The sequence below is a fragment of the Chitiniphilus shinanonensis DSM 23277 genome (assembly GCF_000374805.1).
Classification (GTDB): domain Bacteria; phylum Pseudomonadota; class Gammaproteobacteria; order Burkholderiales; family Chitinibacteraceae; genus Chitiniphilus; species Chitiniphilus shinanonensis.
The window spans coordinates 48105-71872 of record NZ_KB895335.1 but is presented as its reverse complement, the minus strand read 5'-3'; the positions used below and the strand labels follow the sequence as shown (position 1 = coordinate 71872).

The window sequence follows — 23768 nt, the reverse complement described above, 5'->3', positions numbered from 1 at the left end:
CCATGGGGCCTCAGGCGGTCGGCAGCGTGTAGCCTTCCACCTTGGCTTCGCTCACCAGCTGGTTGAGGTAGCCGCTCAGCGCGCGGCGGTTGGCCATCTCGGCCAGGAAGCCGGTCAGGCGCTCGCGGGCTTCGTCGAAGCTGACCTTCTCGCCGCCGTGCTTGGCGCCGGCCTTGATGATGTGGAAGCCGAACTGGGTTTCCACCAGCTCCGGGCTGATTTCGCCTTCCTTCAGCGAGAAGGCGGCGGCTTCGAATTCCGGCACCATCTGGCCGCGGCCGAAGCGGCCCAGCTCGCCGCCCTGCTTGCCCGACGGGCAGGCGGATTGTTCGCGCGCCACGGCGGCGAACTTGTACGGCTCGGCCTTCACCTCCGCCAGCACGCCTTCGGCGCGGGCGCGCACCAGGCCGGCGGAGGTGGCGTCTTCCACCGCGAACAGGATGTGGGCGGCCTCGACCTGCTCACCACGCATGAAGCTCTGCGGGTTCTCGTCGTAGAAGCGGCGGCACTCTTCCTCGCTGGGGGCCTCGACCTTGATATGGCTGTCCAGCAGTTCGCCGATGGCGGCATCGGCGTCCGGGTTGGTGATGCCTTCCTTGCGCGCCTGCTGGGTCAGCACTTCGCGCAGGATCAGTTCCTGGGTGATCGCGTCACGCGCGCCGGGCGCGTCGTTGGCTTGTTCGACTGCTTCGTTGATCTCGGCTTCGTTGATTGCGACGCCGTTGACGGTGATGGCCATGCCAGCTCCTTCTCACGGAATAGAAAAGGCCGCGTTGAACTGCGGCCGTTGCCTGGATTGTACCTGTTTGCCGTCGCCGGGGGCCGGCCAATCGCACGAACGGAGGTGCGCTGCGGGCCCCGGCGACGCCGCTTCAGCGGCGGTTGCTCAGCTTGTCGTTCCAGAACGCCGCCGCGGCATCCAGCGCGGCCTTGGCGCTCTTGCGGCCGGTGACCGCCGATTCCACTTCTTCGCGCAGCTTGCGGTTCAGAGGTTCGGTGTCGTCCACGCCCAGCAGCGTCAGCGTGCGCACGTTGGCCAGGTTGCGCGCGCCGATGGCGCGGGCCTGCTCCACCGCGCCGGCGTTGGCCGGCAACTGCTGGAAGTAGGGGTCGAACGCGGCCTTGGTCACCGACGGATAGGTGCCGCCAGTGGCCTTGGAGAACGCCAGCTGGTTGGCATCGTTGGTCAGGTATTTGGCGAACTTGCCCACCTCCGGCAGGATTTTCGGGTCCACGCCCTTGGGCACCACGAAGTCGAACAGCCAGCCGCCCTTGACCACGCCGGTGGGGCCTTGCGGCGCCGGCAGCACGCGGGTCTTGGCGTAGATCGCCTTGGCGTCGTCGCGCACGCGGGTCAGGCCGGTGGGCGCGGTTTCCAGCATGGCCAGCTTGCCGGCGTTGTAGGCGGCGATGGCGGTCTGGAAGTTGTCCTCGCCGAACAGCGCGGCGCGGTCCTGGATCAGTGCCTTGCTCTTGTATGCCAGCACGTATTTTTCCAGCAGCGCGACGTGGGCCGGCGAATTGAACACGGCGCGGTTGTTCTGCACCAGCGGCAGGCCCTCGGCCATGAAGATGCGCATCGGCAGGCCCAGCTCGGGTGCGAGGCCGGCCACGCCGGTGCGCTCGGCGATCTGCTTGGCGGCGGCCAGTTGTTCGTCCAGGGTGCGGATCGGCTTAGCCGGATCCAGCCCGGCGCGGCGGAACAGGTCGGCGTTGACGGCCAGCACGCTCACGCCGTTGTACCAGGGGTAGGCCCAGGTCCGGCCGTCCCAGGTGACGTCGGCCAGCGCGCCGGGCATGTAGACGGAGCGGTCGGCGCCCATCAGCTTGTCCACCGGGATGATGGAGCGCCGCTGCGCCAGATCGTAGGCCCATTCCACGTTCAGGTTGGCGAGTGCGGGCGGTTGCGCGGCGGCGATGGCGCCGTGCAGCCGCGGCAGGATCTTGTCCCAGGGATGGTCCACCCAGACGATGTCCACGTTGGGGTTGGCGCGCTCGTAATCCTTTTCCAGCTTCTGGAAATAGTCGTCGAACTTGGGCTTGAGGCTCATTGTCCAGAATTCGATGCGGATTTTTTCTGCGTGGGCGGTGGCGCTGGCGAGCAGGGCGCCGGTGAGCAACGCCGCGAGGGCCGGTTTCATGGACAACTCCTTATAGGGGTGCAGGGCTGGGCGGGGCATGGCGAGGCCCCGGTCGCTGGCCGCTTCGTGGGGGCGGCCTGGCGAAAAGCGGCGTGGATTGTGCCATGCAACCGGCCTTCCGGCCAGCGCTTTGAGCGGCTAACTTGATGATTCGTAAGATTTTATGGAAATAGGATTTATCCCAGGTTGCCGCCATCGCTGCATTGCGCCATTCCAGCGGAGGGCCGTCCGGCTCATGTTTCAGGACTCCAGCAGCGGCAATGCATGACCGTCGGCATCGAACAGATGACAGGCGTTGGCATCGCACAGCAGGTAAACGGTGGCGCCCAGTGGCAGCTCGTGCTGGAGCTTCACCGTGACGATCTGGTCGATGCCGTCGATTTCCACGTAGCCCAGCAGCACGTCGCCCAGGTGCTCCACCAGATCGACGCGCGCGGCGATGGCGCCGGGCTGCGGGCCGGCGACCACGCTGAGGTGCTCGGGGCGGATGCCCAGCGTCAGTGCCGCGCCGGGCGCCTGGCCGGCGGCGTCGCGGCGGGTGGCGACGTGGTGGCCGACGAGGTTCACGCGAGCGCCTTGCGGCGACGACTGATCCAGCGTGCAGGGCAGCAGGTTCATGCGCGGCGAGCCGAGGAAGCCGGCGACGAACAGGTTGCGCGGCGCGTGGTACAGCGCCAGTGGAGTGCCGATCTGCTCGATGCGCCCGGCGTTGAACACGGCGATGCGGTCGCCCAGCGTCATCGCCTCCACCTGGTCGTGGGTCACGTAGATCATGGTGGTGCCCAGTTCCTGGTGCAGCTTGGCCAGCTCGACGCGCATCTGCAGCCGCAGCGCGGCGTCCAGGTTGGACAGCGGCTCGTCGAACAGGAACACCTTGGGCTCGCGCACGATGGCGCGGCCGATGGCCACGCGCTGGCGCTGGCCGCCCGACAGCGCCTTGGGCTTGCGTTGCAACAGGTGGGTGATCTGCAGGATCTGCGCGGCGCGCATGACGCGGGTGTCGATCTCCTCGGGCGAGGTCTTGGCCAGCTTCAACGCGAACGCCATGTTGTCGTACACGCTCATGTGCGGGTAGAGCGCGTAGCTCTGGAACACCATGGCGATGCCGCGGCGCGACGCGTGCACGTCGTTGGCCAGGGTGCCGGCGATGTGCAGGTCGCCTTCTGTGATGTCCTCCAGCCCGGCGATCATGCGCAGCAGCGTGGATTTGCCGCAGCCGGAGGGGCCGACGAACACCATGAATTCGCCGGGTTCGATGTCGAGGTCCAGCCCGGGGATCACATAGTGGTCGCGGGTGTAGGCCTTGCGGATGTTGCGGAGTTGTACTGCGGCCATGTTCGGCTCCTTGGGTTTATGAGCGGCCGACGAAACCCTCCTGGCGGCGTCGCGCTTACTTGCCGTACTACACGTACTGTCTGCGTTTCGCGCTTCTTGCCAGGACCGCTGCGCTGGGCTTTGTCAGCCGCTCCTGTTTGCGGGATTACTTCACCGCGCCGTCCAGGCCGCGCATGAAATAGCGCTGTGCCAGCAGGAACAGCAGCAGCACCGGCAGGATGGTCAGCACCGTGCCGGCGGCGACGACGCGGGTCTTGGCGGCGAAGGTGCCCGACAGGTAGAGCACGCCGACCGCCAACGGGAATTCGTCCGGGCTCTGCAACACCACCGCCGGCCAGATGTAGGCGTTCCAGGTGGCGACCAGGGTGAAGATGCCCAGCGCGGCCAGCGATGGCGTCGCCAGCGGCAGCGCCACGCGCAGGAACAACTGCCACTCGCTGGCGCCGTCGATGCGCGCCGCGTCCAGGATCTCCGCCGGGATCTCCTCGAACGCCTGCTTGAGCAGGAAGATGCCGAAGGCGTTGGCCAGCAGCGGCAGCACCACGCCGGCGTGGGTGTTGGTCAGCTTCATCTGGGTGACGGTGATGAAGTTGACGATGAAGTTGAGTTCGGACGGCAGGATCAGCGTGGTCAGCACCGCCAGGAACACCCACTTGCTGCCGCGGAACTTCATCACCGCCAGCGCGTAGCCGGCCAGGCTGGAGATCAGCAGCGTGCCGATCACCGTCCAGCCGGCGATCCACACCGAGTTCCAGAAGAAGCGGTCGAGCGGGATGGCGCGGCGCGCCTCGTCCAGGTGCGCCAGCGTGGGATCGGACGGCAGCAGCTGCGGCGGGAAGGCGTAGATGTTGCCGCTGTCGCCCAGCGCGGTGGAGAGTGTCCACAGGAACGGAAAGGTGGTGAACAGGCCGACCAGCGCCAGCAGGGTGTAGCGCGGCGTCCAGCTCAGCAGGATGCGTTTGAACATGGCTTGCCTCCAGGGGCGGTTAGGGCGGCGGGGTCAGCGCGCATCGGGGCGGAAGAAGCGGAAGTTGAACCAGGCCAGCACGAAGCCGATCAGCGACACCACCAGGCTGGCGGCCAGCGCGCGGCTGAAGTCGAAGGCGCGGAAACCCATGTCGTAGGCGTAGAACGCCAGGGTGTAGGTGCTGCCGATGGGGCCGCCGCCAGTCATCACCACCACTTCCTCGAACGCCTTCATCGCGGCCAGGGTGGAGAGCAGCGTGCACAGCAGGATGGTGGGGCGCAGCATCGGCACGGTGATGCGCCAGAAGCGCTGCCAGCGGTTGGCGCCGTCGAGCAGCGCGGCCTCCTCGACCTCCTGCGGCATCGCCTGAAGCCCCGCCAGGTACAGCACCATGTAGTAGCCCAGGCCGCGCCAGAAGGTGACGAACATGACCGAGAACAGTGCGAAGCGCTCGTCCGACAGCCAGCCCACCGGGGCGTCGATCAGCCGCAGCCAGGCCAGCGCCTGGTTGAGCATGCCGTCCTCGTTGTACATCCAGCCCCACATGATCCCGACCACCGACACCGAGGTGACCACCGGCACGAAGAACGCGGTACGGAACAGCCGGATCGCCGGCAACTGGCTGTTGACCAGCACCGCCAGCGCCAGCGCCGCCACCTGGATCAGCGGCACCACCAGCAGGTAGAGCAGGGTGTTGCGGATACTGCCGATGAACACCGGGTCGTCGAACAGGTTGCGGAAGTTCTCCAATCCCACCCACTGCGACGCGGTCAGGTTGAAGATGTCCACCTTGGTGAAGGCGAGCAGCGCGCCCAGCCCCACCGGCCAGAAGGAAAACAGGAACAGCACGATCAGCGCCGGTGCCAGGAACAGATAGGCGCGGGCATCGCGCAGCAGGGCGTTTTTATCCATGGGAATCTCGCTATGGCTGGGGCCTGGGGCCCCGGCGGGGCCGCCCGGTGCGATGCGCCGGGACGACCCGTGGGCAGGGCGCCGGTCGATGGTCTGGCGCGGCGGCAACCGGCCTTGCCGGGCCGGCGCCGCCCCGGACCGATCGCCGGTCCGGCAGACCATCGCCGGGTGTCACTTCTTCTTCAGTTGCGCGTTCCAGAAGGCCACGGCGGCGTCGAGCGCAGCCTTCGGATCCTTGCGGCCGGTGACGGCGGCCTCGGTCTCTTCGCGCAGGCGGCGCAGCAGCGGTGCCGGATCGTCGATGCCCAGGATCGCCAGCGTGCGCACGTTGGCCAGGTTGCGCGCGCCGATGGCGCGGGCGTTCTCCACCGCGCCGGCATCGGCCGGTACGTCCTGGAAGAACGGATCGAGCGCGGCCTGCTTCACCGACGGATAGGTGCCGCCGGTGTCCTTGGAGAACGCCAGCTGGTTGGCGTCGTTGGTCAGGAACTTGGCGAACTTGCCCACCTGCGGCAGCAGCTTCGGATCGACGCCCTTGGGCACCACGAAATCCATCAGCCAGCCGCCCTTGACCACGCCGGTGGCGCCCGGCGGCACCGGATGCGCGATGGTGGCGGCGTAGATGTCCTTGGCGTCGTCGCGCACGCGGGTCAGCGCCGGCGGCGTGGTTTCCAGGATGCCCAGGCGGCCGCCGTTGTAGGCCGCGATCGACACCTGGAAGTTGTCCTCGGCGAACAGGTTGTCCTTCAGCAGCGCGCCGGCCTTGTAGGCGACGGCGAATTCGCGCAACAGCGCCACGTGCTTGGGCGAGTTGAACACCGCCTTGCCGTTCTCCAGCACCGGCAGCCCCTCGCCGAGGAACACGCTCTCCACCCGGCCCAGGCGCGGCGCCAGCCCGGCGACGCCGGCCTTCTGCCGGATCTGTGCCGCCACCTTCAACTGCTCGGACAGGTTGGCGATGGGCTTGTTGGGGTCGAGCCCGGCCTTCTTGAAGATGTTGGCGTTCACCGCCATCACGTCGGCCGAGTTGTACCAGGGGAAGGCGTAGGTCTTGCCCTTCCAGGTCACGTCGGCCAGCGCTCCCGGCATGTACACCGCGCGGTCCTTGCCCAGCAGCGCGTCGATCGGCTGGATGGCGCCGGTCTGCGCGTAGTCGTAGGCCCATTGCACGTTCATGTTGGCCAGCGCCGGCGGCTGGCCCGCGGCCACCGCGGCGGTGAACTTGGAGCGGATCACGTCCCAGGGCAGGTCGGTCCAGACCACGTCCACGTCCGGGTTCTGCGCTTCGTAGCGCTTCACCAGATCCTGGAAGTAGTTCTCGAAGCGCGGCTTCATGCTCATGGTCCAGAACTCGATCTTGACCTTCTCGGCGTGGGCGCCGCCGCTGACCAGCAGGGCGCCGACCAGGGTGGCGATCAGGGTGTGCTTCATCGTTCCTCTCTCCTGTTGAGTGTCCGGTCGCGGCGCGGCCGGCGTGGTGGCCGCGTTGCCCGGTACGGTGCGGCCTGTTTTTCAATCTACGGGCGGCTCCCGGCGCGGCGGAACCGTCGGTGGCGCATGTCCGGCATGCGCGTCCCGCATGACGCGGCGCAAAAAAAAAGCCCCGCGCGGGGCGGGGCAACCAAGAAGATGGATGTGCCCGTTGGCGGGCAGAGCCATTTAAACGCGTCGACGGGTCGGGCCACAGCCTTGGCGGCGCATGGCGGGGATGCGCAGCAGGCATGGGCGGTGCGGGTGTAGTGCGGCGACGTGCGCTACGCGTGAGATGGGGACGACCGGCCGGGCACGTCGGGCCGGCGGCGGCTTGTTTAGCGGGCGCTCTTTTGACTCAAATTGCTTTTTTATCGCGGGGCATGCCAGCGTGCGGAGCGGTCGATCCAGCATCGGTGCGGCATGGCGCGTCGCGCACATGGCGATCATGCATGGCATGCATGACGCGCTCCTATGCCTGGTTGTCATAAAGCGTTTAATGTATTGAAAAAAGCACGACTACAAAGATAGCCGCGTATCCGCCCCGCCAGCGCTCCGTGTCGGGGAAGGGGGAAGGCAGACCGGAGGGAAGAAAGATGCTCGTCACGCACCAATTGGATCTCAACCTGCTGTTGAGCCTGCACGCGCTGCTCACCCATGGCAGCGTGACCCGCGCCGCCGAGACACTGGGGGTGACCCAGTCGGCGATGAGCCGTTCACTGGGCCGGCTGCGCGAAGCCTTCGACGACCCGCTGTTCGTGCGCGCGGCCAACAAGCTGGCGCCGACGCCGCGGGCCGAGGCGCTGCGCGAGCCGCTGACCACCATCCTGCGGCAGATCGACCAACTGGTGGTGCCCGAGGATTTCTGCCCGGCCACCGCGCGCGCGCGTTACCGCATCGCCTGTTCCGGCAGCGCCGAGCACGCCCTGCTGCCCGCGGTGCTGGGCACGCTGCTGTACGAGGCGCCCCAGTTCGAGCTGGAGATCGTGCCGTGGGAGGCGCACATCCTGGAAGCCATGTCGGACGACGGCCCCGACCTGGCGCTGGGGCTGGCGTTCGACGCTCCGGCCGATGTCTACCAGCGCGTGGTATGCCGCGACCGGGTGATGTGCGCGCTGCGCGCCAACCACCCCGCACTGCGTGACGGCGAGTTGTCGCTGGATGCGTATTGCGCGACGTCGCAGCTGCAACTGCGCCTGGGCCAGGAACTGGGCCAGATGGTCGACAACCGACTGGCGACGCTGGGGCGCGAGCGTCGGGTGAAGCTGCAACTGTCGCAATACGCGGCGGCGTTCGACCTGGTGAGCGAGAGCGACCTGCTGCTCACCGCGCCCGAATTGGTCCTGCGCGCCGCCGGCCGGCGTGGCCTGAAGGTGGTGCCGCTGCCGTTCGATCTGCCGCAGGTCACGCTGTCGCTGTACTGGCATGCCCGGCGCCATCACGACCCGGCGCACATCTGGCTGCGCAACGCGCTGTGCGATGGTCTGAAGGCCGAGTTCGAGGCGCGCCGCGACGCCTGGGCGGTGGACGACCTGTCGCGGCTGCAATCGCTGCCGCAGATGCGCCCGCTGCCGGTGGAAAAGTACGCCCGCCCGCAGGAGGAGCCGCGCTGCTATCCGCGCCTGACCAGTTTCTATCCCGTCTATCGCTGAGGTGGCGTGTGTCCAGGCAGCAGGTGCTCCATCGTTTCAGCGAAGGTGCCGCGGCCTGGCTGGTCGGCGGCGTGGCGGCCGGGGTTGCGGTGTCGCTGCATGGCGCGGTCGCCGATGTGGCGGCGGCGCTGGGCGTGGTGGCGCTCATCGCCGGTGGCTGGCGGTTCGGGCTGGGGCTGCATGTCTGGCGCCGCGCGTTGCGCAGCCACGACGGCCGTTGTGCCCGCTGCGGCGGCGCCACCGAGTTCTGCCCGACCAACTGCTACGTCCGCTATTACCGCTGCCCGCACTGCGATCTCGGCTGAGCGAGTCCCATCCCCTTGGCGGGCCGTTGCCGGGTGCGCGGGCTTGTCTGGCACCAAGGAGTGGAAACTGACAGTTTTCAGGACGCCAGCGGCGGCGCCGGGCGGGCCTGCCGGTCCGGGAAGCTGTGTTTTCTCCATCCGGCCTGCGAATGCATACATCTGTGGCACCGGACGGGCGAACACGCTCTACGGTGAATCGATCCCGGCGCTGCCGTGAAAAGATTTTGAACAGGCTCTCAGCACACTCTCCGAGCGGGGCATCAGATATGGAAGAACTGTTCTTCCTGGGGCGGCAGCCCATCATCAACCGGCAGCGCCAACTGGTGGCCTACGAACTGCTGTTCCGCGACGGTGGCCTCGATCATGCGCAGGTCACCGACGACCTGGCGGCCAGCGCGGCGGTCATCAACCACACCTTCACCGACCTCGGCCTCGCCGGCGCGCTGGAGGGACGTTCCGCCTTCATCAACGTCAACGACGAACTGCTGTTCTCCGACCTGATCGAGCTGCTGCCCGCCGACCGCGTGGTGCTGGAACTGCTGGAAACCATCGCGCTGAACGACGAGCTTTATCACCGTTGCGCCGAACTGCATGCTTTGGGTTATCGCCTGGCGCTCGACGATCTGGTCGCGCTGGAGCCCGGCCACCTGCCGCTGCTGTCGCTGATCGATGTGATCAAGGTGGATGTGATGCTGGTGCCGTTCGACGAGCTGGCGCCGCTGGTGGCCAAGTTGCGCCATGTGGCCGAGCAGATGCGCCAGCGGCCGATCCAGCTGCTGGCGGAAAAGGTGGCCAGCCCGGAGATGCAGCGGCATTGCAGCGATCTGGGCTTCGACCTGTTCCAGGGCTACTACTTCGCGCGGCCGACCATCCTGTCGGGGCGGCGCCTCAACCCGGCGCAGACGCAGTTGCTGTCGCTGCTGGGGCTGTTGCAGGATGACGCCGATATCGAGGAGCTGGAACTGGCGTTCAAGCGCGCGCCCAATCTGGCGCTGGGCCTGCTCAAGCTGGTGAACTCGGTGGCCTGCGGCCTGCCGGTGCGCATCTCCAGCGTGCGCCATGCCATCACCCTGCTCGGCCTGCGCCAGTTGTTCCGCTGGTTGCAGATCCTGATGTTTGCCCAGGGCGGCAATCCCGAAGGCGGCGACGCGCTGCTGCATACCGTCGTCTGTCGCGCCCGCTTCATGGAGCGGCTGGCGCAGACGCTGGTGCCGCGCGATCAGAAGCTGGCGGACAAGGCGTTCCTGGCGGGGCTGCTGTCGCTGCTCGACGCCTTGTTCGGCCGGCCGCTGGTGGAACTGCTGCCCGAGCTGAACCTCAACGTCGAGGTGCAGACGGCGCTGCTGGGTTCGCCGCACGCCAGCCGCATGGGCGCCTGGCTGGCGCTGACGGTGGCGGCGGAGAACGGCGACGTGCTGGCGGTGCGCCAATGGATGGCCACCGAGCCGATGCTGGAGTTGCCGACGATCAATCGTATCCAGGTGGAAGCGATGCAGTGGTCCACCGACGTGGGCAGGCAGGCGGTGGGATGATGCGGGCGCACCATGGAAAAAGGGGCCGAGCGGCCCCTTTTTCTTGACTCCGACACCCGCTCAGCGCTGTGCCAGCCTGGCGGCGATCCCGGCCACGTGCTTGCCCTGGAAACGGGCGATGGCCAGTTCGTTGTCCGACGGCTGGCGGCTGCCGTCGCCGCCGGTGATGGTGCTGGCGCCGTAGGGGCTGCCGCCGCTGATCTCGGCCAGCGTCATCTGCCGGGCCTCGGAATACGGCACGCCAACCACGACCAGCCCGTGGTGCAGCAGCGTGGTATGAAAGCTGGTGAGCGTGGTTTCCTGGCCGCCGTGCTGGGTGGCGGTGCTGGTGAACACGCTGCCCACCTTGCCGATCAGCGCGCCCTTGGCCCACAGGCCGCCGGTCTGGTCGAGGAAGTTGCGCATCTGCGCACACATGTTGCCGAAGCGGGTGGGCGCCCCGAAGATGATGGCGTCCGCCTCGGCCAACTGGTCCACCGTGGCGACCGGCACATGGGCGAAGCTGGCGCGCGCGGCGGTGGCGCCGCTCTTTTCCAGCACCTCCGGCGGCACCAGTTCCGGCACCTGCAACAACGTCACTTCGGCGCCGGCTTCGCGCGCGCCTTCGGCCACGGCCTCGGCCATGCGGTAGATGTGGCCGTACATGCTGTAGAACACCACTTGCACCTTCGTTGCCATCTCGATCTCCTTGTGAACAACCGTGGATGCTGCTCGGGCCGTGTTGAACTCCGGTTCGGGCCGAAGCACACCACCGCCCGCGAAGCGGAACGCCCTTGGTTATAGCTCAGGGCGATGACGGCGCGGTGCTTCGCGCCGGGAGGATGGGCTGGTGGCGCGGGTGTCTCAGGCGGCGCGGCGGAATACCCAGCGATCCGGCCCGCTGGCCGCGGCTTGGTAGGCGTAGCCTTCCAGGTCGAATTCCTTGAGTTGTTCCGGATCGGTGATGGCGTGCTGCGCGGCATAGCGCACCATCAGGCCCCGCGCACGCTTGGCGTGGAAGCTGATGATCTTGTACTGGCCGTTCTTGAAATCCTCGAACACCGGGGTGACCAGCCGTGCCTTGAGGCGGGCGGCGCCCACCGATTTGAAGTATTCCTCGCTGGCCAGGTTGACCACCACGCCGGGTTTCAACTTGTTCACCGCGCGCGCCAGCGTGTCGCCCCACCAGGCATAGAGATCCTTGCCGGCCGGGTTTTCCAGGCGGGTGCCCATTTCCAGCCGGTACGGCTGGATCAGGTCGAACGGCGACAGCAGGCCATACAGCCCGGACAGGATGCGCAGGTGCTGCGCCAGATAGCCCTGTTGCGCGTCGTTGAGCGCGTAGGCGTCCAGCCCCTCGTAGACGTCGCCCTTGAAGGCGAACACGGCGGCGCGGGCGTTGTCGGGCGTGAACGGCTTCTTCCACGCCTGGAAGCGACCGACATTGAGCACCGCCAGTGGGTCGGAGATCGACATCAGCTCGGCCAGTTGCGCCGGGCTGCGACGGCGCAGCAGGCCCACCAGGGTGGTGGCCTGTTTCAGGTAGGCGGGCTGGGTGTGGCGGTCGGTGGGCAGGGGAGAGGTGTAATCCAGCGTCTTGGCCGGAGAGATCAACATCAGCATTGCAATCGGAACGAAAAAGGCGCCCGAAGGCGCGGGTTGATGGGCCTGGGCCCGGATGGGGTCAGCGCAGCGCCAGGTAGAGCAGCGTGCCCAGCAGCACCACGCCGACCACCAGCAACTGGCGGTATTGGCGACGCAGCCGCAGGGTGAGCTGGGCGTTCTGCTGCGCCAGCTCCTCGATCAGCCGCACGCTTTCCTGCTGGCGCGTGTGCAGCTCGCGCAGTTCGCGGCGGTTTTCCTCGACCACCGCTTCCAGCGTGGCCAGGCGCGCTTCGGTGCCGCCCGCCGGGTTGATCACGATCTCGGCCGGCGGTGGCGGGGGCATGGCCTGGGTGCGCTTGAACAGCTTCTTGCTCGCGTCCAGGATGCGCGGCGCGTTCTCGATCAGGACCGCCCAGGGAATGGCGGCCAGCCAGTTCATTGCCATGCGGTGCTCCGGTGACGACATGCGTGGTTCGATGGCGGCGGCGCGGACTGGTTCACCGGCGTGTTGGCGGCTACTGAGCCTCCACGCCGGCATCGCGCAGCAGCGCCGCCAGCTCCATGGCGGTCTTCACGTGCATCTTTTCCAGGATGCGCGCGCGGTGCACTTCCACCGTCTTCATCGAGATCGACAGGTCGTCGGCGATCTGCTTGTTCAGGCGACCGGTGAGGATCAGCTTCATCACCTCGCGCTCGCGCGGGGTCAGCGCCGCCAGCCGGCCCTCGACCTGGCTGCGGGCGTGCCAGGCGTCGCGGTGCGTGGCGTCGTCGGCCAGCGCCTTCTCGACCAGATCGACGATGTCGTTGTCGTTGAACGGCTTCTCGACGAAATCGGCCGCGCCGCCCTTGAGCGCCGAGACGGCCATCGGCACGTCGCCGTGGCCGGTGAGGAAGATCACCGGCGGCACGTAGGTGAATTCCTTGAGCCGGGCGAACAGCTCGATGCCGCCCATGCCGGGCATGCGCACGTCCAGCAGCAGGCAACCGAAGCGATCGGGGCTGTAGTCGGCCAGCAGCGCCTCGGCGCTGGCAAAGGCCTGGGCCTCGTGATTGCGCGTGGAGAACAGCCACACCAGCGCGTCGCGCAGGGCGTCGTCGTCGTCGACGATGGCAATCCTTCGGTTAGGGTTCATGTGCGTCGGTCTCCTCGCTGAACGGTACGGTAAAGACGAAGCGGCAGCCGCCGCCGGGGTTGGCCTCGGCCCACAGCCGGCCGTGGTGGTGTTCGATGATGGAGCGGCAGATGTTCAGCCCCATGCCCATGCCGCTGTCCTTGGTGGTGAAGAAGGGCTTGAACAATTGTTCCAGTTGTTCCGGCGCGATGCCAGTGCCGCGGTCGGCGATCACCACCTTGAGCGCGCCGTTGTGGCGCGACAGCGAGATCGCCAGCTGGCGTCGCTCGGGCGGGGCGCTGTCCATCGCCTCCAGCGCGTTCTTGATCAGGTTGAACAGCACCTGCTCCAGCATCACCGCGTCGGCGTACAGCGGCGGCAATGCCTCGGACTGGGCGATGGACACATCGACCCCGCGGCGGACGATTTCGTGCCCCAGCAGGCCGAGCACGGTGTCGAGCAGAGTACCGATGTCGCAGCGCTTGCGGTGCGGCGCGCGGCGCTGCACGAACTCGCGGATGCCGCGGATGATGTGCCCGGCGCGCTTGGCCTGCTCCGCCATCTTGTCGATGGCCTGGTCCAGCTGGGTGAGATTGGGCGCCGGCGCGGCCAGGATGTTGCGGCAGCCGCTGGCGTAGCTGGCGATGGCGCCCAGCGGCTGGTTCAGTTCGTGCGCCAGGCTGGACGCCATCTCGCCCATGCTGATCAGGCGCGCGGTCTGTTGCAGCGTCTCGTTCTGCCGGCGTTCGCGCTCGGATGCGGTCTTGAGCGCGGTGATGTCGGTGGCGATCTCCAGCCACACCGCGCTGCCGTCCACCCACACGCTCTGCCGGCTTTTCACCTGGTACCAGTGCTGGCGGTAGCCGTCGTACCACTCGGTATCCACCGGCGGCTCGCTGCGGCGCGGCACGAACGGCAGTACGCAGCAGCGGCCGCGCCAGTCGGGCAGACCGAACGCGCGGTCGAACTGCTGGTTGCTCATCAGCAGCTCGCCGGTCTGCGCATCGCTCACCGCCACCGCCGCATCCAGCCCGTTCATCACGGTGACGAAGCGCTCGTGCGACGCCTGCAACGCCTCGCGTTCGCGGCGCAGCTCGGTGATGTCGTACATCGAGCCCATCCAGCCGATGTGCTCGCCCTCGCCGTCGATCAGGCGCGAGGCGTAGACCCGCACGTCGAAGCGCTCGCCGTTGCGCCGCATGAAGCGCACCGCGAAGCCGTTGGGGTCGAGCCGCCCGCCGAGGATGGATTCGAACACCGCTTCGCAGCGCTCCAGCTCTTCGGGCGGCCAGTACGGCATCGGCGGATGGTGGCCGATCAGCTCCTCGGCGCGATAGCCCACCATCTCGCAGAACGCGCGGTTCACGTAGAGGATGCGGCCCTGCTTGTCCATGGCGCGCAGGCCGGTGACCAGCGAATCCTCCATCGCCTTGCGCAGCGCGGTCTCGGCACGCAGGCGGATCTCGGCCACCTCGCGCACCCGCATCACGCGGCCCAGCGCCCAGGTGGATGCCAGCATCGCCAGCGCCAGCGCGAACAGCACCCACGGCAGCGCCAGCGTCACCGGGCGGGCACGGGTCTGGTAGACCTCGGCCTTCAGCGACAGCCCCAGCGGCGGCTCGGTCAGCGCGATGCGGCCGATTTCACCGCCCAGGTCGAGCTGGCGCTGGTACTTGGACGCCAGCGGCAGCAGGTCGGGGCCGTACAGCGTCATCTGGTAGCGCTGGGCGATCCACCACGGCACCTGTTGTTGCAGCAGGCGATCCAGCGCCAGCACCACCACCACCATGCGGCGCCGGTCCGGCGTGGCCGCGGCGTATTGCAGGCGCGGCTGGCCGTGCGACATCCACAACTCGCCCCAGCCCGGCTCGCCCCGGTACGGCAGCGCCCATTGCGACGTCTGGGTGGAATGCCATTCCACCTGGCCGCGACCGTCCTGCACCGACAGGCCGACGATCTCCGGGCTGGTCTGCAACAACGACAGCACCCGCGCCTGGAACACCGGCGAGCCGTAATCCGCGCCCAGCAGCGTGGCCGCCAGCCCCTGTACCGCGTCGCGGTCGACATTCATCTGCTGCTCGATCGCCTGCTTCTGCCACAGCAGATCCTGCTCCAGCGTCGCCGCCCGCTGTTCCGCCGCCTCGCCCCGCGCCAGCAGCAGGTAGCCGGAGAACGCCAGGGTGAACAGCGCGGCAAGCAGGCCGGGAACGAGCGGCAGCCAGCGATGGACGCGGGATGAAGTCATGACGCGGGGATGAAGGACGATGCTCGCGACTATAAGCGATTCGTGGTGGGGGTGGAGATGGCGATTTCCCTGTGCCGGGCCAAACAAAAGGCGGGCTGGGCCCGCCTCGGTAAAGCCTGGTACGCCGGCAACGTGCCGGGTCCGGTCGCTAAGGCAGTACCGCGTTGACCAGCGGTTTGCCGGCGGCGAAGTCGGCCACGTTCTGCATCACCGTCTCGGCAATCGCCGCCAGCGCCTCGTCGGTCAGGAAGCCCTGGTGTGAGGTGATGACCACGTTGGGGAAGGTGGTCAGCCGCGCCAGCACGTCGTCCTGCACCGCCGAGCCCGAGAGATCCTCGAAAAACACGCCTTCCTCGTATTCGTAGACATCCAGCCCCACGCCGCCGACCTGGCCGCTCTTGAGCGCATCGAGCAGGGCGCTGGAGTCGATCAGGCCGCCGCGGCTGGTGTTGATGATGACGGCGCCACGTTTCATGGTCGCCAGCGATTCGGCGCTGATCATGTGGCGGGTTTCGGGGAACAGCGGGGCGTGCAGGCTGACGATGTCGGCCTGTGCCAGCAATTCGGGCAGTGGCACGAAGCGGCAGCCGACGGCCTGTTCCAGTGCGGGATCGGGGGTGCGGTCATAGGCCAGCAGCTTCATGCCGAAGCCGTTGGCGATGTCGAGCGCGGCGCGGCCGATCTTGCCTGCGCCGACCACGCCGAAGGTGCGGCCGTGCAGGTTGAAGCCGACCAGCCCGTCGAGCGAGAAGTTGGCGTCGCGCACGCGGTTGAAGGCGCGATGGGTCTTGCGCACCAGCGTGAGCAGCAGCGCGAATACGTGCTCGGCCACGGCTTCGGGCGAATACGCGGGCACGCGGGTGACCACGATGCCCAGCCGTGCGGCGGCGGCGATGTCCACGCCGTTGTAGCCGGCGCTGCGCAGCGCCACGTGGCCGACGCCCAGGCGTTTCAATTCGGTGAGCGTGGCTTCGTCGACCCGGTCGTTGACGAAGGGGCAGACCACGTCGAAGCCCGCGGCAAGGGGAACGGTGCTCTTGTTGAGGCGGTCGTCGAAGAACTCCAGCTCGTGGCCGGCGTGATTGGCGTCGTTCAGCGCGATACGGTCGTATCGTTTGCTGTCGAATACGGCAATGCGCATCGTGAATCCTCGTTGGGATGGATGAAAGTCGCGGTGGCGCGAGACGGTGAGACGGGCGATGCGCCGGCCTGCCGGCTCGCCGATCGACGCAAGACGCTCACGTGTCGGCGCGGGCGTTGCATGTCACGGCCGCGCAGCCTGGGGCGATCCGGAAGACTGTCGCGCCGGCCCGTGGTTCCGGCTCAGCCCCAGCCCAGATTGGTATGGCTGGCGGTGATGTCGTTGCCTTTCCAGTGGTGGCCGTTGAGCTGGCTGCAGATGGCGCCGACGACGACGCTGCTTTCCTCGTCCAGCTTGACCAGCGCATTGAAGCGCTCGCCCAGGCCGGCCGAAACGGTGATCTCGCCCACGCCGGGCACGCCCAGCGTTTCGAGCAGTTCGCGGATGTCGTCGGTGGTGGTGTCGGGGGGCAGGTTGCCGAGCATCATTTGCATTGCGATGGAACTCCAACTGAAGGGTAGGGGGAATCGCCTGGCTGAGTATGAACCATTCTAGGGCCTGTTCACGGTCGTTTCACGACTGTGAACAGGTGCCGGGGGCGAGCGGGGAGACGTCGGGAAGCAGCCCGGCGCGCAGGGCGCGCCGGTGCGTCAGCGTTGCGCCGGGTGATGGGCTTCGTGGCGCCAGCGGTCGAGGCGCGGATCGCGCCGCAGATAGGTGGGGGCGACGACTTCGAGCGCGGCGGGCGCGAAGCCCAGTTGCGGCGGGAAGCCGGCGGGGTCGATGCTGTCCTGGCGCAGCGAATCGAGGTTGTCGCGGGTCAGCGGCGGGTTCGGCAGCAGCGCCATCAGCATGGCCTGGAGCCGCGCGACGCCGTCGGGCAGCGACACGATGGGGCGCGAATGGCCGCTCAGGCGCCCGGCCAGGCGCACCAGCTCGGCCAGCGTGTACACCTGCGGGCCGACCAGGTTCAGCGATTGTCCGATCAGGTCGGCGCGCAGCACGCCCTGCTCGAATGCCTGTGCCACGTCGCCCACCCAGACCGGCTGGAAGCGCACGTTGGCGCCGGCCAGCGGAACCAGCGGCAGGGTGCGCTGCATGGCGGCGAACAGGTTGAGGAAATGGTCGCCCTCGCCGAACACCACCGAGGGGCGGTAGATGGTCCAGTCCAGCTCGCTGGCGCGCACCCGCGCCTCGGCCTCGCCCTTGCTGCGCAGATAGTGCGACGGGCCGAACAGGTCGGCGCCGAGCGCGCTCATGTGCAGGTAGCGCATCACGCCGGTGTCGTGACAGGCGTCGAGGATGCTTTCGGTCAGCGCCAGGTGGGCGCGCTGGAACGCGGCGGGCCGGCCATTGAGAATGCCGACCAGGTTGATCACCACGTCCTGGTCGCGCATCAGCGCGCGCAATTGCGCCGGCTGGTGCACGTCGGCCACCACCACGTCGAGCTGCGGCAGCAGCAGCAGGTCGCGGGCATTGGTCTCGCGGCGGGTGGGGACGGTGACGCGGTGGCCGGCGCCGGCCAGCCGCGCCGCGAGGCGGCTGCCGATGAAGCCGCTGCCTCCGATCAGCAGAATGGCGCGTTCGCGTGGGGCAAGGCGTGCGGGCATGGCGACCTCCGGCGGGTTGGGCGTCCGGCGGCGGCGATGGCGCCCATGGCTGGTCGCGCGGGGCCGGTTACGCAAGGAGCCTTGCAGCTTAATCTCGCGGTCCGGCCGGTGGCTTGCGTTAGGTCAGGGGGCGTCCACCACGCCGCCGCGCGGCGGGATCGGCGTCAACCGTTCCTGCATGGTGGGCGCCTTGGGGAAGGCATAGCGGTAGACCTGGGCGTTCGCCAGCACTTTCTTGACGTAATCGCGCGTTTCGTCGAACGGGATCGATTCGATATAGATGGCGGCGTCCAGCGAACCGTCCTCCTGCCAGCCGCGCGCCCGGCCCGGCCCGGCGTTGTAGCCGGCGGTGGCCAGCACCGGGTGCGATTCCAGCCGATCCAGGATATAGCGTAGATAGAAGGTGCCCAGTTGCAGGTTGGATTCGGCGTGGTGCACCGCCTTGGGATCGAAGTTCCGGTCGCCCATCTTGGCCGCCACCCACTTGGCGGTGGCCGGCATCAGCTGCATCAGGCCGCCGGCGCCGACCGACGACCGCGCCTCGGTGACGAATCGGCTCTCCTGGCGGATCAGGCCGTAGACCCAGGCCGGGTCGAGGCCGTTGCTGCGCGCTTCGCGCTCGATGTCGGCGCGGAACGGCAACGGGTAGCGCAGCGACAGGTCGGAGAAGGTCTTGGCGCGCTCGGCGGCGTAGATCGAACGGTCGTAGTAGCCCTCGCGCTGCGCCAGCATGGCGGCGGCCACCAGCTCGGGCTCGCTGGCGCCGCGCAGGCCCCAGTTCCATTCGCGCACGCCCTCGGTGCGCCAGCCACCGTTGAGCAGCGCCAGTGCGCGCGTCAGGCCGGGGCGCTCGCGCATCGCGGCGATTTCCTGCTCGGTGGGGCGGTACGGCAGCGACGACGGCGCCGCCACCGGGGTCTTCAGTTCGGACAGCGCCAGCAGACCGTAGAAGTCGTCGTTGCTGGCGACGCCGGCGAGCAGCGCCTCGGCCTCGGCGTCGCGCTGCCTGGCCTTGAGCGCCTGGGCCTTCCAGTAGCGCCAGGCCGGTTCGTTGGCCTCGTCGTCGGGCATGGCCTCCACCCGCGCCAGTACGGCGTTGATGTCGCGGGCGCGCAGCGCGGCGCGGATCGACCAGGCGCGGCCCGAGGCGGTCAGCGCCGGGAAGCCGTTGGCGAACCAGGCGTTGGCCTGCGGATGGCGCGATTTGGCGGCCACTTCGGCCACTTGCAGCCAGCCGTAGCGGCGATCCTCCGCCGGCCAGCCTGCGGCGCGGTTTTCCAGCCACGCGGCGGCGGCGTCCGGGTTGGTGCGCGCCAGCCGCGACAGTGCGTACAGCGCCGCTTCGCGCGTGGCGCGGCGGTCGGCGTTGCCGTAGCCCAGCAGCGCCTTGACCGGATTGGCGGCCGCCTGCGCCAGCGAGCGGTTCTGCAATTCGGGCGGGTTGCCGACGCGCGCGGCGATCTGGCGGGCGAAATCGGTGTTGTTGCGCGAGAGCGCATCGCGGATGCGCACCCACACGTCGTCGGTGCCGAGCTGGCCGTTGGCGAACAGCCAGTCGAACACCGGGCCGCAGGCGTCCGGCTGGGCGCGGCCGATGGCCCACAGGCGCTTGACCTGCATGGCGCCGGCGTTGCGTCCGCGGGCCAGCCCGGCCTGCGCCGCGTAGCACTCGGCGTCGACCGCCGGCGAATCCAGCTTGGGGTATTCCGCCAGCACCTGGTCCCACAGGCCGCGCTTGCCCAAGGTGGCGATCCACTCGCCGCCCAGCTTGTCGGCCAGCGGCGTGCCGTCGTAGCGCGCCAGGAAGGCGCGGATCTCGTCGTCCGGCGGCACCGTCGCCAGTTGCGCGGACAACAGGTGATAGCGCGGATACATCTCCAGCGGATCGCCCACGGCATTGCTGGCCAGCGTCGACAATTGCGCCAGGCTGCGGTTGCGCACGGCCTCGCGCAGGGCATCCAGGTCGAGCGCGGCCTGGGCGGAAAGGCTGAACGAAAGGGCGGCGAGGGCGAGGAACGATTTCATGGGAGCGGGGGCGCAAGGCGAAGAGAGGATGGAGCGGTGGTGCCCGCGTTGGTTCCGGCGGGCTGTTCCATTCTACTCGAAACCTAAAGCCTGCTGACGTTGCACGTCATCAAGGACGGATGGCCGTCGCTGACGCATGATCCCCGCCACGGCAGCTGCCGCCACGCGGGCGCGGAAGGGCCGGGTTCCGGCGCGCCGCGGGCGCTCGGCAATGGCCGGCCACGGGCAAAAGCAAGTAGAATCCATCGGTTAACCAGCCGGCCCGCCTTGCGCGCCGCCGCCGGCGCATCCCACCCGCACCTCGGGGAAATCAGGGGTTGGAAACAAGAAGACGATGCTGACTTTCCAGGAAATCTTGCTCACGCTCCAGAATTACTGGGGCCGCCAGGGGTGTGCACTGTTGCAGCCCTACGACATGGAGATGGGCGCCGGCACCAGCCATACCGCCACCTTCCTGCGCGCCATCGGCCCCGAGCCGTGGAACGCCGCCTACGTACAGCCCAGCCGCCGTCCCAAGGATGGCCGCTACGGCGAGAACCCGAACCGACTCCAGCACTACTACCAGTTCCAGGTGGTGCTCAAGCCCAGCCCGGACGACATCCAGGACCTGTACCTGGGCAGTCTGCGCGAACTGGGCATCGATCCGACGGTGCACGACATCCGCTTCGTCGAGGACGACTGGGAGAACCCGACGCTGGGCGCGTGGGGCCTGGGCTGGGAAGTGTGGCTGAACGGCATGGAAGTCACCCAGTTCACGTACTTCCAGCAGGTGGGCGGCCTGGACTGCAAGCCGGTGCTGGGCGAGATCACCTACGGCACCGAGCGCCTGGCGATGTACCTGCAAGGCGTGGAAAACGTCTACGACCTGGTGTGGACGCAGTTCCCCAATGGTCAGAAGGTGACCTACGGCGACATCTACCACCAGAACGAGGTGGAGCAATCCACCTACAACTTCGAGCATTCCAACGTCGAGCTGCTGCTCAGCCTGTTCAACAGCTTCGAGGCCGAGGCGCAGAAGCTGCTGGAGGCGGGCCTGTCGCTGCCGGGCTACGAGATGATCCTGAAGGCGGCGCACACCTTCAACCTGCTCGACGCACGCGGAGCGATCTCGGTGACCGAGCGCGCCGCCTATATCGGCCGTATCCGCACCCTGGCGCGTGGCGTGGCGCAAGCCTACTTCGACAGCCGCGAACGCCTGGGCTTCCCGATGTGCCAGCCGGCGCAAGCCTGACCGGAGTCGCCCCATGAAGACCGTCCTCGTCCTGGCCCTCGCCCTGTCGCTGGGCGCCTGCAAGAAGTACGAGGAAGGCACGCGCGGCCCCGAGCCGGTGCCGTTCAAGGGCGAGTGGCGCAGCTACGGCGAGATGCCGGACTTCGAAGTGTTCGTCGACGTGAAATCGATCTCGCACAACGACCGCGCCGGCAGCGACCTGTACACCTACGTGTGGATGCGCCAGGAGTTCCGCGAGCCGCAGGTGGACGGCGTCTCCAAGGGCGTGTTCAACCGCAAGTACGCGCGCCTGGCCATCGAATGCAAGAGCGGCCGCATGGCCGAGGTCGCGGCCGAATTGCGCGACGAGAACGACGGCGACATCGCCCGTTACGACGTGCCCGGCTACCAGTGGGAATTCCAGACCCCCGAACCCAACACCTTTGGCTCGGACTTCGTCCGCCAGGTCTGCCAGATCATGGCCGCCAAGGATGCACAAAAAGACAAGGACGACGAGTAAACCCATGTCCCAGACCCTGCTGATCGAACTGTTGACCGAGGAGCTGCCGCCCAAGGCGCTGCCCAAGCTGGGCGCCGTGTTCGCCCAGAGCATCTTCGACGAACTGGCCCGCCTGGGCTTCGCCCCCAAGGATGCGCAATACCACGCCTTCGCCAGCCCGCGCCGGCTGGCGGTGACCATTCCTGGCGTGCTGGCGGTGCAGCCCGACCAGCGTGTCGAGCGCCGCGGCCCGGCGGTGTCCGCCGGCTTCAAGGACGGCGCGCCGACCCCGGCGCTGGCCGGCTTCGCCCGCAGCTGCGGGGTGGAGGTGGCCGCGCTGGAGCAGGGCTCCGACGGCAAGCAGGACGTGTTCGTGTTCCGCTCGGTGAAGCCGGGCGAAGCGTTGTCCGCCGTGCTGTCCGGCGTGGTGGATGCCGCGCTGCGCAAACTGCCGGCCCCCAAGATGATGCGCTGGGGCGACCGCGACGGGCAGTTCATCCGCCCGGTGCACGGCCTGGTGCTGCTGCACGGCGCCGACGTGGTGCCCGGCGGCGTGCTGCACCTGCAATCCGGCCGCGTCACCCGCGGGCATCGCTTCCTGTCGCAGGGCGAGATCACGCTGCCCGACGCCGACAGCTACGCCCGCACCCTGTTCGAGGCCGGCAAGGTGGTCGCCAGCTTCGACGCGCGCCGCGCGCTGATCGGCCAGAAGCTGAAGGACGAGGCCGCCCGCCTGGGCGCCACCATCGCCGCCGACGACGCACTGTTCGACGAAGTGACCGCGCTGGTGGAATGGCCGGTGGTGCTGGTGGGCGAGTTCGAGGCGGACTTCCTCAAGGTGCCGCAGGAATGCCTGATCCTCACCATGCAGCAGAACCAGAAGTACTTCCCGCTGCTGGATGCCGCCGGCAAGCTGACCAACCGCTTCCTGCTGGTCTCCAACCTGGAGACCGCCGATCCGGTGCACATCGTCGAAGGCAACGCCCGCGTGCTGCGCGCGCGCCTGTCCGACGCCAAGTTCTTCTACGAGCAGGACCAGAAGCGCCGCCTGGAGGCGCGCGTGCCCGGCCTGTACAACGTGGTGTACCACAACAAGATCGGCAGCCAGCTCGAACGCGTTGAGCGGCTGGTGAAGATCGCCGGCGAGATCGGCCCGGCGCTGGGCGCCAGCCGCGCCCACGCCGAGCGCGCCGCCTACCTGGCCAAGGCCGACCTGCTGTCCGACATGGTCGGCGAGTTCCCCGAGCTGCAAGGCGTGATGGGCACCTACTATGCCCGCCTGGACGGCGAGCCGGCCGAGGTGGCCGACGCCATCGAAGGCCACTACCACCCGCGTTTCGCCGGCGACAGCCTGCCGCAGACCCCCGTCGCCACCGCCGTGGCGCTGGCCGACAAGCTGGAAGCCATCGTCGGCATCTGGGGCATCGGCATGATCCCCACCGGCGACAAGGATCCGTTCGGCCTGCGCCGCGCCGCGCTCGGCGTGCTGCGCATGCTGCTGAACCGGCCGCTGGACCTGCGCGCGCTGCTCACCGCCGCGGTGGCGCCGTTCCCGTCCGGCGTGATCGCCGACGGCACGGTCGATGGCGTGTACGGCTTCATGCTGGAGCGTCTGAAAAACTATCTGGCCGCCGACTACCCCGGCGCCGACATCGACGCGGTGCTGGCGCTGCACCCCACCCGCCTGGACGACGTCGAACGCCGGCTGGTGGCCGTGGCCGAGTTCAAGGCGCTGCCCGAGGCCGCCGCGCTGGCCGCCGCCAACAAGCGCATCCGCAACATCCTGAAGAAGGTGGAAGGCGGCCTGCCCGCGCTGAACCCGGCGCTGTTCGCCGAGCCGGCCGAGAAATCGCTGCACGACGCCCTGCAAGCGGTAACCGGCCCGGTGGCCGATGCCCTGGCCGCGCACGACTACACCCGCGCCCTCAAGACCCTGGCCGCGCTCAAGGCGCCGGTCGATGCGTTCTTCGACGGCGTGATGGTGATGGCCGACGACGCCGCGGTACGCGGCAACCGCCTCGCCCTGCTGAACGCGCTGGCCGGCGCGATGAACCGGGTGGCGGAACTGTCGCTGTTGGCGGAGTGAAT

General features: G+C 68.2%; 21 protein-coding genes. 6 read left to right on the top strand and 15 right to left on the bottom strand.

All coding sequences use genetic code 11. The features are described 5' to 3' along the window. Positions 1-10: 10 nt before the first annotated feature. The 6 genes from C556_RS0102260 to C556_RS0102235 all read right to left on the bottom strand — a co-directional run bounded on the left by C556_RS0102260 (position 11) and on the right by C556_RS0102235 (position 6786). Positions 11-739, bottom strand: coding sequence for a peptidylprolyl isomerase (locus C556_RS0102260; protein WP_018746601.1), 729 nt, complete (start codon positions 737-739; stop codon positions 11-13). Between the two features lie 133 nt (positions 740-872). Beyond that, positions 873-2141: an ABC transporter substrate-binding protein gene (locus C556_RS0102255; protein WP_018746600.1), complete on the bottom strand. Its 1269-nt coding sequence runs from the start codon at positions 2139-2141 to the stop codon at positions 873-875. Between the two features lie 240 nt (positions 2142-2381). Continuing rightward, positions 2382-3476, bottom strand: a complete 1095-nt coding sequence (locus C556_RS0102250; RefSeq protein ID WP_018746599.1) for an ABC transporter ATP-binding protein — start codon at positions 3474-3476, stop codon at positions 2382-2384. A 145-nt stretch (positions 3477-3621) separates the two neighbouring features. Next, positions 3622-4443 carry a carbohydrate ABC transporter permease gene (locus C556_RS0102245; protein ID WP_018746598.1) on the bottom strand — a complete coding sequence of 274 codons (822 nt, stop codon included), beginning with the start codon at positions 4441-4443 and terminating at the stop codon, positions 3622-3624. A 33-nt stretch (positions 4444-4476) separates the two neighbouring features. Beyond that, positions 4477-5355: a carbohydrate ABC transporter permease gene (locus tag C556_RS0102240; RefSeq protein ID WP_018746597.1), complete on the bottom strand. Its 879-nt coding sequence runs from the start codon at positions 5353-5355 to the stop codon at positions 4477-4479. Positions 5356-5526: 171 nt separating this feature from the next. Beyond that, the gene (locus C556_RS0102235) at positions 5527-6786 is read right to left on the bottom strand and encodes an extracellular solute-binding protein (RefSeq protein WP_018746596.1); all 1260 of its coding nucleotides are present in this window, start codon (positions 6784-6786) and stop codon (positions 5527-5529) included. 635 nt (positions 6787-7421) lie between these two features. Between C556_RS0102235 and C556_RS18980 the strand changes: the two genes are divergently transcribed. The 3 genes from C556_RS18980 to C556_RS0102220 all read left to right on the top strand — a co-directional run bounded on the left by C556_RS18980 (position 7422) and on the right by C556_RS0102220 (position 10314). Continuing rightward, on the top strand, positions 7422-8477 hold the full coding sequence (locus C556_RS18980; protein ID WP_018746595.1) for a LysR family transcriptional regulator: 1056 nt from the start codon (positions 7422-7424) through the stop codon (positions 8475-8477). A 23-nt stretch (positions 8478-8500) separates the two neighbouring features. Then, positions 8501-8782, top strand: coding sequence for a hypothetical protein (locus tag C556_RS0102225; protein ID WP_040430200.1), 282 nt, complete (start codon positions 8501-8503; stop codon positions 8780-8782). A gap of 266 nt (positions 8783-9048) precedes the next feature. Beyond that, positions 9049-10314 (top strand): EAL and HDOD domain-containing protein, encoded by a 1266-nt coding sequence (locus C556_RS0102220; protein WP_018746593.1) that lies wholly within the window; start codon positions 9049-9051, stop codon positions 10312-10314. Positions 10315-10374: 60 nt separating this feature from the next. Here the strand turns inward: C556_RS0102220 and wrbA are convergent, their stop codons facing one another. From wrbA to C556_RS0102175, 9 genes are all read right to left on the bottom strand, one after another. After that, on the bottom strand, positions 10375-10992 hold the full coding sequence (wrbA, locus tag C556_RS0102215; protein WP_018746592.1) for an NAD(P)H:quinone oxidoreductase: 618 nt from the start codon (positions 10990-10992) through the stop codon (positions 10375-10377). A 165-nt stretch (positions 10993-11157) separates the two neighbouring features. Then, positions 11158-11916 (bottom strand): peroxide stress protein YaaA, encoded by a 759-nt coding sequence (yaaA, locus tag C556_RS0102210; protein ID WP_018746591.1) that lies wholly within the window; start codon positions 11914-11916, stop codon positions 11158-11160. Positions 11917-11977: 61 nt separating this feature from the next. Next, positions 11978-12343 carry a hypothetical protein gene (locus C556_RS0102205; protein ID WP_157235735.1) on the bottom strand — a complete coding sequence of 122 codons (366 nt, stop codon included), beginning with the start codon at positions 12341-12343 and terminating at the stop codon, positions 11978-11980. A gap of 70 nt (positions 12344-12413) precedes the next feature. Then, on the bottom strand, positions 12414-13031 hold the full coding sequence (locus C556_RS0102200; protein WP_018746589.1) for a response regulator transcription factor: 618 nt from the start codon (positions 13029-13031) through the stop codon (positions 12414-12416). After that, positions 13021-15255, bottom strand: coding sequence for a PAS domain-containing sensor histidine kinase (locus C556_RS18975; RefSeq protein ID WP_018746588.1), 2235 nt, complete (start codon positions 15253-15255; stop codon positions 13021-13023). The genes C556_RS0102200 and C556_RS18975 overlap by 11 nt, the downstream gene beginning before the upstream one ends. Positions 15256-15403: 148 nt before the next feature. Further along, positions 15404-16396: a 2-hydroxyacid dehydrogenase gene (locus tag C556_RS0102190; RefSeq protein WP_018746587.1), complete on the bottom strand. Its 993-nt coding sequence runs from the start codon at positions 16394-16396 to the stop codon at positions 15404-15406. 182 nt (positions 16397-16578) lie between these two features. Continuing rightward, a complete protein-coding gene (locus C556_RS0102185) occupies positions 16579-16830 on the bottom strand; it encodes an RNA recognition motif domain-containing protein (protein WP_018746586.1) in 252 nt (83 codons plus the stop codon). 156 nt (positions 16831-16986) lie between these two features. Further along, the gene (locus C556_RS0102180; protein WP_018746585.1) at positions 16987-17946 is read right to left on the bottom strand and encodes a complex I NDUFA9 subunit family protein; all 960 of its coding nucleotides are present in this window, start codon (positions 17944-17946) and stop codon (positions 16987-16989) included. A gap of 123 nt (positions 17947-18069) precedes the next feature. Beyond that, positions 18070-19971, bottom strand: coding sequence for a lytic transglycosylase domain-containing protein (locus C556_RS0102175; protein WP_018746584.1), 1902 nt, complete (start codon positions 19969-19971; stop codon positions 18070-18072). Between the two features lie 334 nt (positions 19972-20305). Between C556_RS0102175 and glyQ the strand changes: the two genes are divergently transcribed. Genes glyQ through glyS form a run of 3 tightly spaced genes read left to right on the top strand, consistent with a single transcriptional unit; the run spans position 20306 to position 23766 of the window. Continuing rightward, the gene (gene glyQ, locus C556_RS0102170) at positions 20306-21202 is read left to right on the top strand and encodes a glycine--tRNA ligase subunit alpha (RefSeq protein ID WP_018746583.1); all 897 of its coding nucleotides are present in this window, start codon (positions 20306-20308) and stop codon (positions 21200-21202) included. A gap of 13 nt (positions 21203-21215) precedes the next feature. Next, entirely contained in the window at positions 21216-21701 is a 486-nt protein-coding gene (locus C556_RS0102165) for a surface-adhesin E family protein (protein ID WP_018746582.1), read from the top strand. Positions 21702-21705: 4 nt separating this feature from the next. Next, positions 21706-23766 carry a glycine--tRNA ligase subunit beta gene (gene glyS, locus C556_RS0102160; RefSeq protein WP_018746581.1) on the top strand — a complete coding sequence of 687 codons (2061 nt, stop codon included), beginning with the start codon at positions 21706-21708 and terminating at the stop codon, positions 23764-23766. Positions 23767-23768: the final 2 nt, after the last annotated feature.

Coding starts and splice junctions, on each gene's coding strand:
- C556_RS0102190 (WP_018746587.1), bottom strand. CDS start 16,396: ATGCGCATTGCCGTATTCGACAGCAAACGATACGACCGTATCGCGCTG.
- C556_RS0102255 (WP_018746600.1), bottom strand. CDS start 2,141: ATGAAACCGGCCCTCGCGGCGTTGCTCACCGGCGCCCTGCTCGCCAGC.
- wrbA (WP_018746592.1), bottom strand. CDS start 10,992: ATGGCAACGAAGGTGCAAGTGGTGTTCTACAGCATGTACGGCCACATC.
- C556_RS0102200 (WP_018746589.1), bottom strand. CDS start 13,031: ATGAACCCTAACCGAAGGATTGCCATCGTCGACGACGACGACGCCCTG.
- C556_RS0102235 (WP_018746596.1), bottom strand. CDS start 6,786: ATGAAGCACACCCTGATCGCCACCCTGGTCGGCGCCCTGCTGGTCAGC.
- glyS (WP_018746581.1), top strand. CDS start 21,706: ATGTCCCAGACCCTGCTGATCGAACTGTTGACCGAGGAGCTGCCGCCC.
- C556_RS0102175 (WP_018746584.1), bottom strand. CDS start 19,971: ATGAAATCGTTCCTCGCCCTCGCCGCCCTTTCGTTCAGCCTTTCCGCC.
- C556_RS18980 (WP_018746595.1), top strand. CDS start 7,422: ATGCTCGTCACGCACCAATTGGATCTCAACCTGCTGTTGAGCCTGCAC.
- yaaA (WP_018746591.1), bottom strand. CDS start 11,916: ATGCTGATGTTGATCTCTCCGGCCAAGACGCTGGATTACACCTCTCCC.
- C556_RS0102250 (WP_018746599.1), bottom strand. CDS start 3,476: ATGGCCGCAGTACAACTCCGCAACATCCGCAAGGCCTACACCCGCGAC.
- C556_RS18975 (WP_018746588.1), bottom strand. CDS start 15,255: ATGACTTCATCCCGCGTCCATCGCTGGCTGCCGCTCGTTCCCGGCCTG.
- glyQ (WP_018746583.1), top strand. CDS start 20,306: ATGCTGACTTTCCAGGAAATCTTGCTCACGCTCCAGAATTACTGGGGC.
- C556_RS0102260 (WP_018746601.1), bottom strand. CDS start 739: ATGGCCATCACCGTCAACGGCGTCGCAATCAACGAAGCCGAGATCAAC.
- C556_RS0102245 (WP_018746598.1), bottom strand. CDS start 4,443: ATGTTCAAACGCATCCTGCTGAGCTGGACGCCGCGCTACACCCTGCTG.
- C556_RS0102180 (WP_018746585.1), bottom strand. CDS start 17,946: ATGCCCGCACGCCTTGCCCCACGCGAACGCGCCATTCTGCTGATCGGA.
- C556_RS0102240 (WP_018746597.1), bottom strand. CDS start 5,355: ATGGATAAAAACGCCCTGCTGCGCGATGCCCGCGCCTATCTGTTCCTG.
- C556_RS0102220 (WP_018746593.1), top strand. CDS start 9,049: ATGGAAGAACTGTTCTTCCTGGGGCGGCAGCCCATCATCAACCGGCAG.
- C556_RS0102205 (WP_157235735.1), bottom strand. CDS start 12,343: ATGGCAATGAACTGGCTGGCCGCCATTCCCTGGGCGGTCCTGATCGAG.
- C556_RS0102185 (WP_018746586.1), bottom strand. CDS start 16,830: ATGCAAATGATGCTCGGCAACCTGCCCCCCGACACCACCACCGACGAC.
- C556_RS0102165 (WP_018746582.1), top strand. CDS start 21,216: ATGAAGACCGTCCTCGTCCTGGCCCTCGCCCTGTCGCTGGGCGCCTGC.